Source organism: Brachybacterium hainanense, assembly GCF_042434575.1.
Taxonomy (GTDB): Bacteria; Actinomycetota; Actinomycetes; order Actinomycetales; family Dermabacteraceae; genus Brachybacterium; species Brachybacterium hainanense.
Window position 1 is genome coordinate 128,074 of record NZ_JBHLSV010000005.1, and the last position, 13,900, is coordinate 141,973.

9 protein-coding genes and 1 tRNA gene are annotated in these 13,900 nt (G+C 73.1%); 1 reads left to right on the forward strand and 9 read right to left on the reverse strand.

Annotated features, from left to right (window positions below; all coding sequences use genetic code 11):
- Nucleotides 1-31 precede the first annotated feature (31 nt).
- From rho to lysA, 5 genes are all read right to left on the reverse strand, one after another.
- Complete coding sequence (gene rho / locus ACFFF6_RS05585) at nt 32-2,101, reverse strand: transcription termination factor Rho (protein ID WP_376978988.1); 2,070 nt, start codon at nt 2,099-2,101, stop codon at nt 32-34.
- Nucleotides 2,102-2,497: 396 nt separating this feature from the next.
- Nucleotides 2,498-3,412, reverse strand: a complete 915-nt coding sequence (gene thrB / locus ACFFF6_RS05590; RefSeq protein WP_376978990.1) for a homoserine kinase — start codon at nt 3,410-3,412, stop codon at nt 2,498-2,500.
- A complete protein-coding gene (thrC, locus tag ACFFF6_RS05595; RefSeq protein ID WP_376978992.1) occupies nt 3,409-4,467 on the reverse strand; it encodes a threonine synthase in 1,059 nt (352 codons plus the stop codon). The genes thrB and thrC overlap by 4 nt, the downstream gene beginning before the upstream one ends.
- Nucleotides 4,468-4,472: 5 nt before the next feature.
- Entirely contained in the window at nt 4,473-5,828 is a 1,356-nt protein-coding gene (locus ACFFF6_RS05600) for a homoserine dehydrogenase (protein ID WP_376978994.1), read from the reverse strand.
- 124 nt (nt 5,829-5,952) lie between these two features.
- Nucleotides 5,953-7,368: a diaminopimelate decarboxylase gene (lysA, locus tag ACFFF6_RS05605; RefSeq protein WP_376978996.1), complete on the reverse strand. Its 1,416-nt coding sequence runs from the start codon at nt 7,366-7,368 to the stop codon at nt 5,953-5,955.
- A 177-nt stretch (nt 7,369-7,545) separates the two neighbouring features.
- On the opposite strand from lysA, the gene ACFFF6_RS05610 reads away from it, so the two are divergent.
- Nucleotides 7,546-9,795 carry a bifunctional alpha,alpha-trehalose-phosphate synthase (UDP-forming)/trehalose-phosphatase gene (locus tag ACFFF6_RS05610; RefSeq protein WP_376978998.1) on the forward strand — a complete coding sequence of 750 codons (2,250 nt, stop codon included), beginning with the start codon at nt 7,546-7,548 and terminating at the stop codon, nt 9,793-9,795.
- Here ACFFF6_RS05610 and pabB read toward each other — a convergent pair.
- From pabB to ACFFF6_RS05630, 4 genes are all read right to left on the reverse strand, one after another.
- Entirely contained in the window at nt 9,765-11,693 is a 1,929-nt protein-coding gene (pabB, locus tag ACFFF6_RS05615; protein WP_376979000.1) for an aminodeoxychorismate synthase component I, read from the reverse strand. The two genes, ACFFF6_RS05610 and pabB, sit on opposite strands and share 31 nt — an antisense overlap.
- Nucleotides 11,694-11,775: 82 nt before the next feature.
- Nucleotides 11,776-11,848 (reverse strand) — tRNA-Arg (locus tag ACFFF6_RS05620).
- A 76-nt stretch (nt 11,849-11,924) separates the two neighbouring features.
- Nucleotides 11,925-12,977, reverse strand: coding sequence for a tRNA (adenosine(37)-N6)-threonylcarbamoyltransferase complex transferase subunit TsaD (tsaD, locus tag ACFFF6_RS05625; RefSeq protein WP_376979002.1), 1,053 nt, complete (start codon nt 12,975-12,977; stop codon nt 11,925-11,927).
- Entirely contained in the window at nt 12,974-13,873 is a 900-nt protein-coding gene (locus ACFFF6_RS05630; RefSeq protein WP_376979004.1) for a M23 family metallopeptidase, read from the reverse strand. Before ACFFF6_RS05630 ends, tsaD begins: the two co-directional genes overlap by 4 nt.
- Between the last annotated feature and the right edge of the window lie 27 nt (nt 13,874-13,900).

Sequence of the window (13,900 nt, forward strand, 5' to 3'; positions counted from 1 at the left end):
CTCCTGCGCCGGGAAGCCGACGCGGCGCCGGTCAGTCGGTGCCGCGGGCTCCGACGCTCGGGGTGTTCTTCTGCACCGTCATGAGGAACTCGGTGTTGGACTGGGTCTTCTTGATCCGCTCCAGGAGCAGCTCGAGGGCCTGCTGCTGCTCGAGAGAGCCGAGCACGCGGCGCAGCTTCCACATGATCGCGAGCTCCTCCTTGCCCATGAGCTCCTCCTCGCGGCGGGTGCTGGAGGCGTTGACGTCCACCGCCGGGAAGATGCGCTTCTCGGCCAGGTTGCGGGCCAGCCGGAGCTCCATGTTTCCGGTGCCCTTGAACTCCTCGAAGATGACCTCGTCCATCTTGGATCCGGTCTCCACCAGCGCGGAGGCGAGGATCGTGAGCGACCCGCCGTGCTCGATGTTGCGGGCCGCACCGAAGAACCGCTTCGGCGGGTACAGCGCCGAGGCGTCCACACCACCGGAGAGGATGCGTCCGGAGGCGGGGGCCGCCAGGTTGTAGGCCCGCGACAGGCGGGTGAGCGAGTCCAGCAGCACGACCACGTCGCGCCCCATCTCCACCAGGCGCTTGGCACGCTCGATCGCGAGCTCGGCGACGATGGTGTGGTCCGATGCGGGACGGTCGAAGGTCGAGGCGATGACCTCGCCCTTGACCGTGCGCTGCATGTCGGTGACCTCCTCGGGGCGCTCGTCGACGAGCACGACCATGAGGTGGACCTCGGGGTTGTTCGTGGTGATCGCGTTGGCGATCTGCTGCATAATGATGGTCTTGCCGGCCTTCGGCGGCGCGACGATGAGGCCGCGCTGGCCCTTGCCGATCGGCGAGACCAGGTCGATCACGCGGGGGGCCACGCTCAGCGGAGCGGTCTCCAGGCGCAGGCGCTCGTCCGGGTACAGCGGCGTGAGCTTGCCGAAGTCCACGCGGGTCTTCGCCCGGTCCGGGGTCATGCCGTTGACCGTGTCGACCTGCACGAGCGCTGCGAACTTGCCCTGCCCGCCGCCGGAGCGCTGTCGGCGGTTGCGTCCGCCGGAGTGCTGCTGCTGAGGCGCCTCGCGCTCCTCTCCCTCGCGGGGGGCCTGCACCTGACCGGTGATCGCATCGCCCTTGCGCAGGCCGTTGCGTCGCACCTGGTTCATGGTCACGTACACGTCGCTGGGCCCGGGCAGGTAGCCGGTGGTGCGGATGTACGCGTTGTTGTCCCGGATGTCGAGGATTCCGGCGACGGTGACGAGCTCCTCGCCGTCGCGGACCTCCGGCTCGTCGTTCTGCGAGGAGGTCTGACCCTCACCGGGCTGAGTGCCGCGTCCGCGGCGCTTGCGGTCGCGGGTGCGGCTGCGCGAGCGCCGTCCGCGGCGCTCCTCGCCGTCGGCGTCGTCCCCGTGTCCATCGGACTGCTCGCCGCTGCGCGCGGGAAGCTCGATGTCCTCGATGCGTCGCGGCTTGTCCCGGCGGTTCTGGTTCCCGCCGCGGCCCTGCTCGTTCCGGTTCTGCTCGTTCCGGTTCTGGCCGCCGCGGCCCTGCTCGCTCCGGCTCTCCTCGCCGCTCTGGTCGGAGCGACCGCGCTCGGAGCGGCGTGCGCCGCGACCGCGCTCGGGACGGTCCTGCTCCGCGGCGGAGCCCTGCTCCTCCCGACGGCCCGAGCGCGAGGGCAGCTCGATGTCGAGCGAGGGGGCGTCGGCCGTCTGCGCGGCGGCGCCCGCGCGGTCGGCACCGGACGGCTCGACCGCGTCGGCGCGCTTCCCGGCCGGCTCGGAGATCTCCGCGGCCCCCGTCTTCCGGGCGGAGGACCGCGTCGTCGGCTGGGCCGTCTTCTCCGCCGGGGCGGAGGTCTCCTCGCGGGCGCTCCTCGCGGCCGGGGCGGCCTGCTCGGAGGCGTCTGCGGCCTGCTCCTGGGGAGCCCCCGCGGCCGGGTTCTTCTTCGCGGCGGGCGCCGCGGCAGGAGCCGAGCCGCCGCCGGAGCGGATCGCGTCGATCAGCTCGCCCTTGCGCAGGCGGCGCACGTTCTTGATGCCCAGGTCCGCGGCGATGCCCTGCAGCTCGGGGAGCTTCTTCGCCTGGAGCCAGGAGCTGTCGCTCGTGGCGGAGGTGGTGTCGTTCACCCAGGTTCCTTCCTGTGGAGCCGATCCGTTCGGCTCGTGAGTCCCGGCATGGCAACCGGAAGCGCTGTGGCGTATCCCGTGAAGGCCAGGGGTCGATGCCGACCCGTGCGCTGGCGATCAGGAGGATCGATGTCCCGACGGGGCCTGCACGCTGCTCGAGAGCACCGGACGGGCCGAGGTACGTCAGGGAGATGTCGTGGATGCGTCCATGCCCCATGACCGGATGCGGATCACCGCAGGCGATCAGTACGGGTTCAGCTGTCCGGGGCGAGCCGCGGTCGAAGGACCGGGAAGCACCGGTGCACGGCTGTGCAAGGAAGGGCTCGTCGTTGCGGCACCGGAGGGGAGAGCCCCCATCAGATCACCGCGGCGGCGGAACTCCGCCTGGACGCGGCATCAACGTACCACAGCACCGGCCCCTGCGACGTCCAGGTCGATCCGGGCGAGCCGCCACTGCTGGGGCCGATCCACCGCGCGTCGCACGATCTCGCCCAGACGCTCCGCGTCCCCGGCCAGCACGAGCACCGTCGGGCCGGCCCCGGAGATCACCGCCGGGAAGCCCTCCGCGCGCAGCACGCGCATGAGCTCGACGCTCTGCGGCATGCCGGGGGCACGCTGCTCCTGGTGCAGGCGGTCCTCCGTCGCCGGCAGCAGCAGCGAGGGGTCCGCGGCGAGCGCATGCACGAGCAGTCCGGCCCGTCCGGCGGCGAAGGCCGCATCGGCGTGCGGGACCTCCGCGGGCAGGAGCGAGCGCGCCGTGGCTGTGGACAGCGTCATGCTGGGCAGCAGCACAGTCGGCGACAGCGCACCCTCGGCGACGGACAGGCGCACCGAGCGCGGCAGTCCGCGCTGCATCCAGGACAGGGTCACGCCGCCCAGCAGGGCGGGCGCCGCATTGTCGGGGTGTCCTTCGATCTCGGTCGCGAGCTCGAGCACCTGCTGATCGTCAAGGGCGTCGGGATCCGCCAGGAGCCCCCGTGCGAGCAGCAGTCCCGCGACGGCGGCCGCGGCGCTGGAGCCGAGGCCGCGCCCGTGCGGGATCCGGTTCCGGGCGCGCAGGCGCACCCCGATCTGCGGGGCCCCGGCATGGTCCAGGCCGATCCGCAGGGCGCGCAGCACGAGATGCTCCTCGGTGCGGGGCACGTCCTCGGCGCCCTCGCCGGTGACCTCGATCTCGAGGCCCCCCGCCATCGCCTCGATCTCGAGATCGTCGTGCAGCATGAGTGCGAGGCCCATCGCGTCGAAGCCGGGCCCCAGGTTCGCGCTGGTGGCCGGGACGCGGACCGCCGCGCGCCGGCGGCCGATCCTCACAGGCCCATCGCCTCCGCGGCGGCGTTCACATCGGCCTCCACGACCACGGGAGTCAGCTCACGGCGCGAGAGCGCCGTGTCGATGTCCTTGAGGCCGTTGCCGGTGACGGTGATCGCGATCGTCGCACCGGCGGGGACGAGGCCGCGCGCGGCCTGCTGCAGGAGACCGGCGACACCGGCCGCGGAGGCCGGCTCGACGAAGATGCCGACCTCGCCCGCGAGGATCTCCTGCGCATCGAGGATCTGCTCGTCGGAGACGGCGTCGATGAGGCCGCCGGAGTCGTCGCGCGCGGCGACGGCGAGGTCCCAGGAGGCGGGGGCGCCGATCCGGATCGCGGTCGCGATCGTCTCCGGGCGCGAGATGGGACGCCCGGCCTTGAAGGGTGCGGCGCCCTCGGCCTGGAAGCCCCACATCTGCGGGACGGAGGAGGTGATCCCCTTGGCGCGGTACTCCTGGTACCCCATCCAGTAGGCGGAGATGTTGCCGGCGTTGCCGACGGGGAGGATGTGGATGTCGGGGGCGGCGCCGAGGGCGTCAGCGATCTCGAAGGCGCCCGTCTTCTGCCCCTGGAGCCGGTAGGGGTTCACGGAGTTCACGAGCTCGATCGGGTACTGGGCGTCGAGCTTCCGCGCGATCTCGAGGCAGTCGTCGAAGTTGCCGTCCACCTGCACCAGCTGCGCGCCGTGGACGACGGCCTGGGCGAGCTTGCCCGCGGCGATCTTGCCCTGCGGCAGCAGCACGACGCAGCCGATCCCGGCGCGGGTCGCGTAGGCGGCCGCGGAGGCGGAGGTGTTGCCGGTGGAGGCGCACACGACCTTCTGCGCGCCGTCGCTGACGGCGCGGCTCATGGCGGAGACCATCCCGCGGTCCTTGAAGGAGCCGGTCGGGTTCATGCCCTCGACCTTCACGTGGACCTCGGCGCCGACGGCCTTCGAGAGCGTGGGGGCGTGCACGAGAGGGGTGCCGCCCTCCCCCAGCGTGAGCAGGGTGTCGTCATCGCTGAACGGGAGGTGCTCCCGGTACTCGGCGATCACGCCGCGCCACTGATGTGCCATGTGGTTCATTCCCCTTCGAGACGGAGGACGGAGTCGATGGACAGGACGGCCGGGCGGGCCGAGAGCTCATCGAGAGCGACCGTCATGGACTGCTCGCGGGACCGGTGGGTCGCGATGCCGATCACGGCCCGCTCCCCCTGATCCTCGCCGTCCGTGAGCGGTTGCTGGTGGATGGTGGAGATGGAGATGCCGTGCGAGGACAGGCAGCCGGCGACGTCGGCGAGCACGCCGGGGCGGTCCTCGACCGTGAGCGCCAGATAGAACTGGGTGCGCAGGTCGCCGATCCCGGCGATCGGCAGCTCCGCGTAATGCGACTCCCGCGGGCCGTAGCCGCCGTTGACGCGCAGGCGCGCGACGCCGACCACGTCGCCGAGCACGGCCGAGGCGGTCGGCGTGCCGCCCGCGCCCTGGCCGTAGAACATGAGCGAGCCCGCGGCCTCCGCCTCGACGAAGACCGCGTTGTACGCCTCGGAGACCGAGGCCAGCGGATGCGAGTCCGGGATCAGCGCCGGGTACACGCGCGCGGAGACGCGCTCCTCCTGCCCGTCGACGATCCGCTCGACGATGGACAGCAGCTTGATGGTCCGGCCCATGCGCCGCGCGGCAGCGATGTCGTCGCTGGTCACTGCGGTGATCCCCTCGCGGTGCACGTCACCCAGGCCGACTCGGGTGTGGAAGGCGAGGGAGGCGAGGATGGAGGCCTTGGCGGCGGCGTCGTAGCCCTCGACGTCGGCCGTCGGATCGGCCTCGGCGTAGCCCAGCTCCTGCGCGCGGGCCACCACCTCGGCCTGCTCCGCACCGGTGCGGGTCATCGCGTCCAGGACGAAGTTGGTGGTCCCGTTGACGATGCCCATGACGCGCTGGATCCGGTCCCCGGCGAGCGACTCGCGGATCGGCCGGATGAGCGGGATCGCCCCGGCGACGGCGGCCTCGAAGCTCAGGTCCACGCCGTGACGGTCCGCGGCCTCGTACAGGGACGTGCCGTCCTGGGCGAGCAGGGCCTTGTTCGCGGTCACGACGCTCGCACCGGACTCCATGGCGGACAGGATCAGGCTGCGGGCGGGCTCGATGCCGCCCATCACCTCGACGACGAGGTCGGCGCGGGTCACCAGACCCTCGGCGTCGGTGGTGAGGAGGGCGGGATCGACGTGCGGCCCGCGGTCGCGGCCGATGTCGCGCACGGCCACGCCGACCACCTCGAGACGAGCCCCGATGCGATGCGCGAGGTCGCCGTTGTGCTCCCGGATCAGGCGCAGCACCTCGGAGCCGACGGTGCCGGCTCCCAGGAGCGCGACACGGATCACCGGAGGCACGGAGGCATCGGGCGCGTCGGGAGCGGGGTCGGGGGCCGCTGGCGTCATGGAGGGGTCCTTCCGTGCAGGCGGTCGTGAGGTGGGCTCCGTTGCACTGTAACGGAGCCGTGACGGGCAGGTTGCCGCATGTGAACGCATGGGACGAGCTCCCGTGCGCCGCGGCCGGGGGAGGTCAGCCGGCGTCGAGGGCGAGCAGGTCGTCCTCGGTCTCCCGCCGCACCAGGGTGCGCAGCTCGCCGTCCTTGACCGCGACCACGGCGGGGCGGGGCACGTGGTTGTAGTTGGAGGCCAGCGAGTAGCAGTAGGCGCCGGTCACGGGGACGGAGACGAGGTCGCCGCGGCGCACGTCGGCCGGGAGGTACTCATCCTTGACGACGATGTCCCCGCTCTCGCAGTGCTTGCCCACGACGCGCACGATCGCGGGCACCGCCCCCGAGGTCCGGCTGGACAGCAGGCACGAGTAGTCCGCGTCGTACAGGGCCGTGCGCACGTTGTCGCTCATGCCGCCGTCGACGGACACGTACACGCGATGGTGCGAGCCGCCCAGGTGCACATCCTTGACCGTCCCGACCTCGTAGAGGGTCTGCGTGGACGGCCCGGCGATCGCGCGGCCCGGCTCGAAGGCGAGGTGCGGGACGGGCAGGTCCAGCTCGTGGCACTGCTTCTCGATGATCCCGGCGATGCCCGCGGCGAGGGACTCGGCGCTCGAGGGGGTGTGCTGGGAGTTGTACATGACGCCGAAGCCGCCGCCCAGGTCCAGGTGGTCGATCGTGTGCCCCAGCTCCTCGCGCACCCGCGCGACGAGGTCCAGGACCCGGCGCGCGGCGACCTCGAAGCCGCCGGTGTCGAAGATCTGGGAGCCGATGTGGGAGTGCAGGCCGATGAGCTCGAGGTGCTCCGCCCGGGCGAGGGTGCGGCGGACCGCCTCGAGGGCGAGCCCGGAGGAGATGGAGATCCCGAACTTCTGGTCCTCGTGCGCGGTCGCGATGAACTCGTGGGTGTGCGCCTCCACGCCGGTGGTCACACGGAGCATGATCGGTGCGCGCACCCCCGCCTCCGCGGCGATCTCGGCGATCCGCTCGATCTCCTCGAGGGAGTCCGCGACGATGCGGCCGATCCCGGCCTCGAGCGCGCGACGGATCTCGGCATCGGACTTGTTGTTGCCGTGCAGGGCCATGCGCGCGCCCGGGAACCCGGCCCGCAGCGCGACCGCGAGCTCGCCGCCGGTGCAGACGTCCAGGCCCAGGCCCTCCTCGTCCATCCAGCGGGCGACCGCGACGCACAGGAACGCCTTGCCCGCGTAGTAGGTGCTGGCCCCGGCATGCGGCGCGAAGGCCTCGGCGAAGGCGGCGCGGAACCGACGGGCGCGGGCGCGGAAGTCGTCCTCGTCCACGACCAGGGCAGGGGTTCCGATCTCCTGCGCGATGCGCGTCACGCCGACCCCGCCGACGGTCAGCTCGCCGTCCGCGGCGCGCTGCGTGGTCTGCGACCACAGACCCTCCAGCAGAGCGTTGACATCGGCCGGATACGGGAGCCAGGTCGGGGCCGGATCGTTGCCGTGCAGGGCTCCGGCTTCATGTGCGCGCATGTGCGTTGAGGTCCTTCGAGATGCGGGACGGGACCGCGACGGTGCGGAGGCTGACGGCCGTGATCCTATCGGCTCCGGGAACGGCGCCGGGGCCGGCGTCCGCGGAGCGGATCCTGCGTCGGCCTGCTTGGTAGGTTCGACCCTGTCCCGTGTCCACACCACCGTCAGGAGCGGCCCATGCCCACCCACGACCTCGTGATCGTCGCCAATCGTCTGCCCGTGGACGCCCGCACCCTCCCCGATGGCGCGACCGAATGGGTCACCAGCCCCGGCGGCCTCGTCACCGCGATGGAGTCGGTCATGCGCACCGTCGACTCGGGCGCCTGGGTCGGCTGGCACGGCACCCCGGGCCAGGCGCCGGAGCCCTTCGCCGCCGACGGCATGCACCTGTATCCGGTGCCGCTGTCGGAGCAGGAGGTCTCGCGCTACTACGAGGGCTTCTCCAACGGCACCCTGTGGCCGCTCTACCACGATGTCATCGTCGACCCTGAGTTCCATCGGACCTGGTGGGACGCCTATGTCCGGGCGAACCGGCGGTTCGCGCAGGCGGCGGTCTCCGCGACCGCGCCGGGCGGGACGATCTGGGTGCACGACTACCAGCTGCAGCTGGTCCCCGAGCTGATCCGGTCGGCGCGGCCCGATGTGCGGATCGGCTTCTTCAACCACATCCCGTTCCCGCCCGTGGAGCTGTTCTCCCAGCTGCCCAAGCGCAACCAGGTGCTGCGGGGCCTCCTGGGCGCGGACCTCGTCGGGTTCCAGCGCGAGTCCGATGCCATGAACTTCGTCGCCGCCGTCCGCCACCTCCTGGGCTACCAGGTGGACCAGTACACGGTGACCGTGCCGGGCATCGGCTCCGAGCCCGCGCGCCAGGTGACCGCCCGGTCGTTCCCGATCTCCATCGACACCGCGGCCGTGTCCGCTCTCACCGAGGACCCCGCGCTGCAGGAGCGAGCGGCGGAGCTGCGGCGCGAGCTCGGCGAACCGGCGAAGATCGTCCTGGGCGTGGACCGGCTGGACTACACCAAGGGGATCCGCCACCGGCTCAAGGCCTGGGGCGAGCTGCTGGACGACGGCTCGATCGACCCCCACGACACGGTCATGATCCAGGTCGCGACCCCCTCCCGCGAACGCGTGGACGCCTACCGGCAGCTGCGCGACGAGGTCGAGCTGACCGTCGGACGCATCAACGGCGACCATGCGCCCATCGGCCGCCCGGCCGTGTCCTACCAGCACCGCTCCTTCGACCGCCGGGACATGACCGCGCTGTACATGGCCTCGGACGTCTGCCTGGTCACCGCTCTGCGGGACGGGATGAACCTCGTGGCCAAGGAGTACGTCGCCTCGCGCCCGGACCTGCGCGGCGTGCTCGTGCTCTCGGAGTTCGCGGGCGCGGCCGACGAGCTGCGCGCCGCGATCCTCGTGAACCCCCACGACATCGACGAGCTCAAGGCGGCGATCCTGCAGGCCCTGAACATGCCCGAGGAGGAGCAGGAGCAGGCGATGCTCTCGCTGCGCCGGCAGGTGCTGGACCACGACGTGCAGGCCTGGGCGCGCGCCTTCCTCGCCGAGCTCGAGTCGGTGGGAGCCCCCGGCGGCGGCACCCCCGCCCCGGTGCGGCTGCTCGGCGAGGACGGACCCTCGCGCGACGCTCTCGAGGGGGCGCTCGCCGCCTTCGCGCGCACGCCGCGGATCCTCGTCGCCTCCGACTTCGACGGGGTGCTCGCCCCGATCATCGCCGACCGCGACGCCGTGCAGGGCGACCCCACGGCGCTCGCGGCCCTGCGCGAGCTGACCGAGCACGCAGGGGTGAGCGTCGCCCTCGTCTCGGGCCGCTCCCTCGAGGACCTCGACCGCCATACCCGGATGCCGAGCTCGGTGGTGCTCGTGGGGTCCCACGGCGCGGAGGTGGGGGCGCTCCCGCCGGAGATGAACGCCGGAGTGCTCGATGCAGCGGCGCTGACGATGGACGAGCCGCGGCAGGCGCTGCTGGACTCGATCACCCGCACCCTCGGGGCGATCGCCCGCAAGCACCCCGGGGTCGATGTGGAGCGCAAGCCGATGGCCGCGGTGCTGCACACCCGCTCCGCCCGCGGCCGGGGCGCCGTGAACGCGACCGAGGCCGCTCTCGAGTACGCGCGATCGCTGCCGGACGTGAAGGTCACGCCCGGCAAGGAGGTCGTCGAGTTCTCGGTCGTGCAGACCGACAAGGGCGCAGCCCTCACCGCGCTCGCCCGCGCCGCGGCGGCCGATGCCTGGCTGTACCTGGGCGACGACGTGACCGACGAGAGCGTCTTCGTCCTCGGCGGGGAGCATGACCTGACCGTGAAGGTCGGGCCGGGCGATACGGCGGCCGCCTTCCGGCTCCCCGGGCAGGGGGACGTCTCGGGACTGCTCGATCAGCTGCTGCGGCTGCGCCGCACGCTCTGAGCCGAGGATCGGGCCGGGGCCGGGACGGCCCGTGCGAGGACGGCCCGGCGCAGACCGCGCACGGAGCTGATCAGCCAGATCTCCTCCGCCGTGTCGAGCTCGGCCCGGGTGATGCTGCGCTCGCGGATCTCGCCGCGCTCCAGCAGGAGCCGGCGCCCGATGCCGTCCAGACAGCCGTCCTCGAGCGGCGGCGTGCACAGCTCCCCGCCGATCCGCACCACGAGGTTCGCGATGGTCGTCTCGGTGACCAGGCCGCCCGGCGCGGCGAGCACGACGTCCTCGATGCGGGGATCGCGGCCCCGGGCCCGGTCCAGGGCGGCGGCGAGCCCGGCCCGGTCGGTGGTCTTGTGCCGGACCTCCGGCGCCGCGGGATCGCGCGGCTCGTCGTCGATTCCCAGCAGGACCGGGCCGTCCCCGGCCGCGGGCCGCTCCCGGCGGCTGATCCTCGCCGTGCCGTCCAGGCTCAGCTCGAGACGGAGCATCTGTCCGGGCCCGTCCCCCGCGACCGCCGGAGGCGCCGCCTCCCGGGCCGAGGCGGTGAGCAGGGATTCCAGCGCCTCCCGGTCGCAGGGGATCGCGAAGCGTGCGGCCGAGGCCTCGAGCCGATCCAGGTGCTGCGCCAGATGGCGGGGGCGGCCCTCGTGGACGGCCATGGTCTCGATCAGTCCGAACCGGGCGTCGGAGGCCGGGACGACGGGCTCCCGCGGGACGGCTGACGCGGAGGGCGGCGTCCGGGGACCCGCGAGGATCCGCGACTTCGTGGCGAGCTCCTCCCATTCCCCTGCGGCCTGCGAGGCCCACGTGATCCCGCCGCCGACCCCATAGGTCGCCGTGCCGTCCTCCCGGTCCACGAGCAGCGTGCGGATGGCGACGCTGAAGCGGGCCTCGGGTGGCAGCTCCTCCCCGCCGACGTGCCGAGCCGGGGCGAGCCAGCCGATCGCCCCGCAGTACACGTCCCGCGGCCAGCTCTCGAGCTCTGCGATGATCCCCATGGTCGAGATCTTCGGGGCGCCCGTGATGGACCCGCAGGGGAACAGGGCGGACATCAGCTCCTCGAGGCCGAGGTCTCGCGGGACCTCCGCCTCGACGGTGCTCGTGAGCTGCCACAGGGTCGGATAGGCCTCGGCGCTCAGCAGACGGGGCACGCGGACGCTGCCGGGCCGGGCGATGCGGGCGAGGTCGTTGCGCAGGAGATCGGCGATCATCACGTTCTCCGCCCGCTCCTTGGGGCTGCGCAGCAGGTCGGCGCGGGCCGCGGCATCGGAGGCGGGGCTCGCCCCGCGGGCGGCGGTGCCCTTCATCGGCGCGGTCCGCACCCGCTCGCCGCGGCGGTGGAGGAAGGATTCCGGGCTCGCGCTGAGCACCGCCCATCGGCCCAGGTCCAGATAGGCGCCGTGCGCTCCCTGCTGCGCGCCGACCAGGTCGCGGTAGCAGGCCAGCAGGTCCCCTTCGACGCGTCCGCGCAGACGAGTGGTGAGGTTGACCTGGTATGTCAGGCCCTCGGCGATCGCGGACCGGACCCGGGCGACGCGCTCCGCATGCTCGGCCGCGGTCCATCCCCTCTCCCAGGGAGCCGCCCGCCAGGCCGCGGGAGACGGGAGGCGCAGCCGCTCCTCGGCCGCGGCGACGGCGCCGGGATCATCGGGGGCGGCGGCGATGCCGAAGCGCAGCAGGGGGAACCCCGGGGTTCCCGGACGCACGCGCGCGTCGGGGTCGAGCCCGGCCGCGGCCTCGTAGGCGAGCATCCCGTAGGCCCAGGAGCCGCCGTCCACCGCGGCCTGCACCGCGCGCAGCGCGGGGCGGACCTCCTCCGCGGTGCGGGCCTCGATCACCCGCTCGCAGGCGGAGAAGGCGAGGATGGTCCCGGCCACCCGATCATCGAAGCGCGCATGCAGCATCGCAGCAGGATAGACGGGGGTGCGAAGGGCGACATGCACAGGACCCCGGTCCGGCAGGGGCCGGGACCGGGGTCCTCATGGGTGCCCGCGACAGGATTCGAACCTACGACCTTCTGCTCCGGAGGCAGACGCTCTATCCACTGAGCTACGCGGGCGTGCTGTTGCAGTCTAGCAACGTCGAAGCCCCTGCTCATGCCCAGCCGGGGCACGCGGCGGGGTTCGAGAGATAGGTCACCGCAGCAGCGGCAGCTGCGCTCCGTGCAGGACGGCGGAGGGGTCGGCGGCGATGCCGAGGCCGCTCGGCTCCGCGCCCGAGCGGACCAGCAGGTCGCCGACGGCTGCGATCATCGCGCCGTTGTCGGTGCACAGGCGCGGTGGCGGCACGCGCAGCTCGATCCCGCGGGCGGCACAGCGCTCCGCGGCGACGGCCCGCAGGCGCGCGTTCGCGGCGACGCCTCCGACGATCACGAGGGTCGACAGCCCGCGGTCCTCGACGGCCCGCAGCGCCTTGGTGACCAGCACGTCCACGACCGCCTGCTCGAAGGAGGCGGCGATGTCCGCGACGGGGACCTGCTCCCCCGCCCGCTCGATCTTCTCGACGGTGCGGGCGACCGCGGTCTTCAGCCCGGAGAAGGAGAAGGTGTAGGGCGCATCGCCCGGGCGCAGCATGGCGCGGGGGAAGGCGAAGGCGGCGGGGTCGCCGCCCGTGGCGGCCCGGGAGATCGCAGGCCCACCGGGGTATCCGAGGCCCAGCAGGCGGGAGACCTTGTCGAAGGCCTCGCCGGCGGCGTCGTCCAGCGTGTCGCCCAGGTGCTCGATCGGATCGCGGACGAGGTCGCCCACGTGGAGGATCGAGGTGTGCCCGCCGGAGACGATGAGGATGATGCTCTGCGCCGGGAGGGGCCCGTGCTCGAGGGTGTCGGCGGCGGCGTGGCCGGCGAGGTGGTGGACGCCGTACAGCGGGACGTCCAGGGCCCAGGCGAGGGACTTCGCGGCGGCGAGGCCGACGTGCACGGCGGTCGCGAGGCCCGGACCGCTGGTGGCCGCGACGTGGGTCACGTCCGCGAGCTCGACGCCGGCGTCGGCCAGGGCGATGCGCAGGGTCGGGACGGCCGCGGCGAGGTGGGCGCGGGCCGCGATCTCGGGGACGACCCCTCCGAACTCGGCGTGCTGGGCGGCGCTCGAGGCGAGGCCCTGCCCCAGCAGCACGCCCTCGCTGACGAGCCCGAAGCCCGTCTCGTCGCAGGACGACTCGACGCCCAGGACCAGGGGTGCGCGGCTCACTCGAACAGCGACATCGGATCGGAGTAGGCGCCCGAGGCGTCCATCTTCGCGAAGTGGAGATGGCAGCCGGTCGAGCGACCGGTCGAGCCGACGTAGCCGATGGTCTCGCCCTGCTCGACGACGGCGCCGACGGTGGTGTTGAAGCCCTGCAGGTGGTAGTACCCGGTGGTCACGCCGTCGCCGTGGTCGATCTTGACCCGGTTGCCGGAGGAGGAGTTGTACTCGACGGCGACGACGGTGCCGCCCTTGGCGGCGCGCGCGGGGGTGCCGCAGGCCGCGCCGAAGTCGGTGCCCTCATGGCCCTTCACGTAGCCCAGGACCGGGTGGACGCGCACGCCGTAGTCGGAGGTGATCGGGGCGTTGACGGGCTTGATGTAGCCGCCGGGGCTGCTGGGCGAGGCGGCGAGGAGCTCGGCGACCTCGGGCTCGGGGACGTCCACGGTCAGGGAGGCGCTCGAGTCGTCCGCGACGAGGGCGGCGGTCGTCGCATCGGTGACCGTGCGGGACTCGGCCTCGACGACCTCGCCGCCGGACGCCTCGGGGGCATCGGCCTCGGCGCTCTGCTCGGGGGCGGCCACGTCCTCTGCGGGGCTCGTGCGCTCGGTCGAGCGGTTCGCGGCGGGGGCGTCCGTGCGCTCGACGGTCGCGGAGATCTGCGGGAGCGCCACGGCGGGGGCGTCGGTGGGGGTGACGGTCGCGGGGGTCGTGCTGGCCGCGGCGGCGGGGCTGACGGCGTCGGCGAGCGGGACGCTCGCCTCGAGGCCGCCGGCGGTGGCGGAGGCGAGCGGCACCGCGATGGTCGCGGTCGCGAGGGCTCCGAGCATGCCGACCTTCACGGCACCGGCGGGGACGATCGAGTCGCGCCGCGTTCCCGCGGAGACCTTGAGGGGGCGCATCTGTGCTCGTCCTGCAGCGCGGTGGTT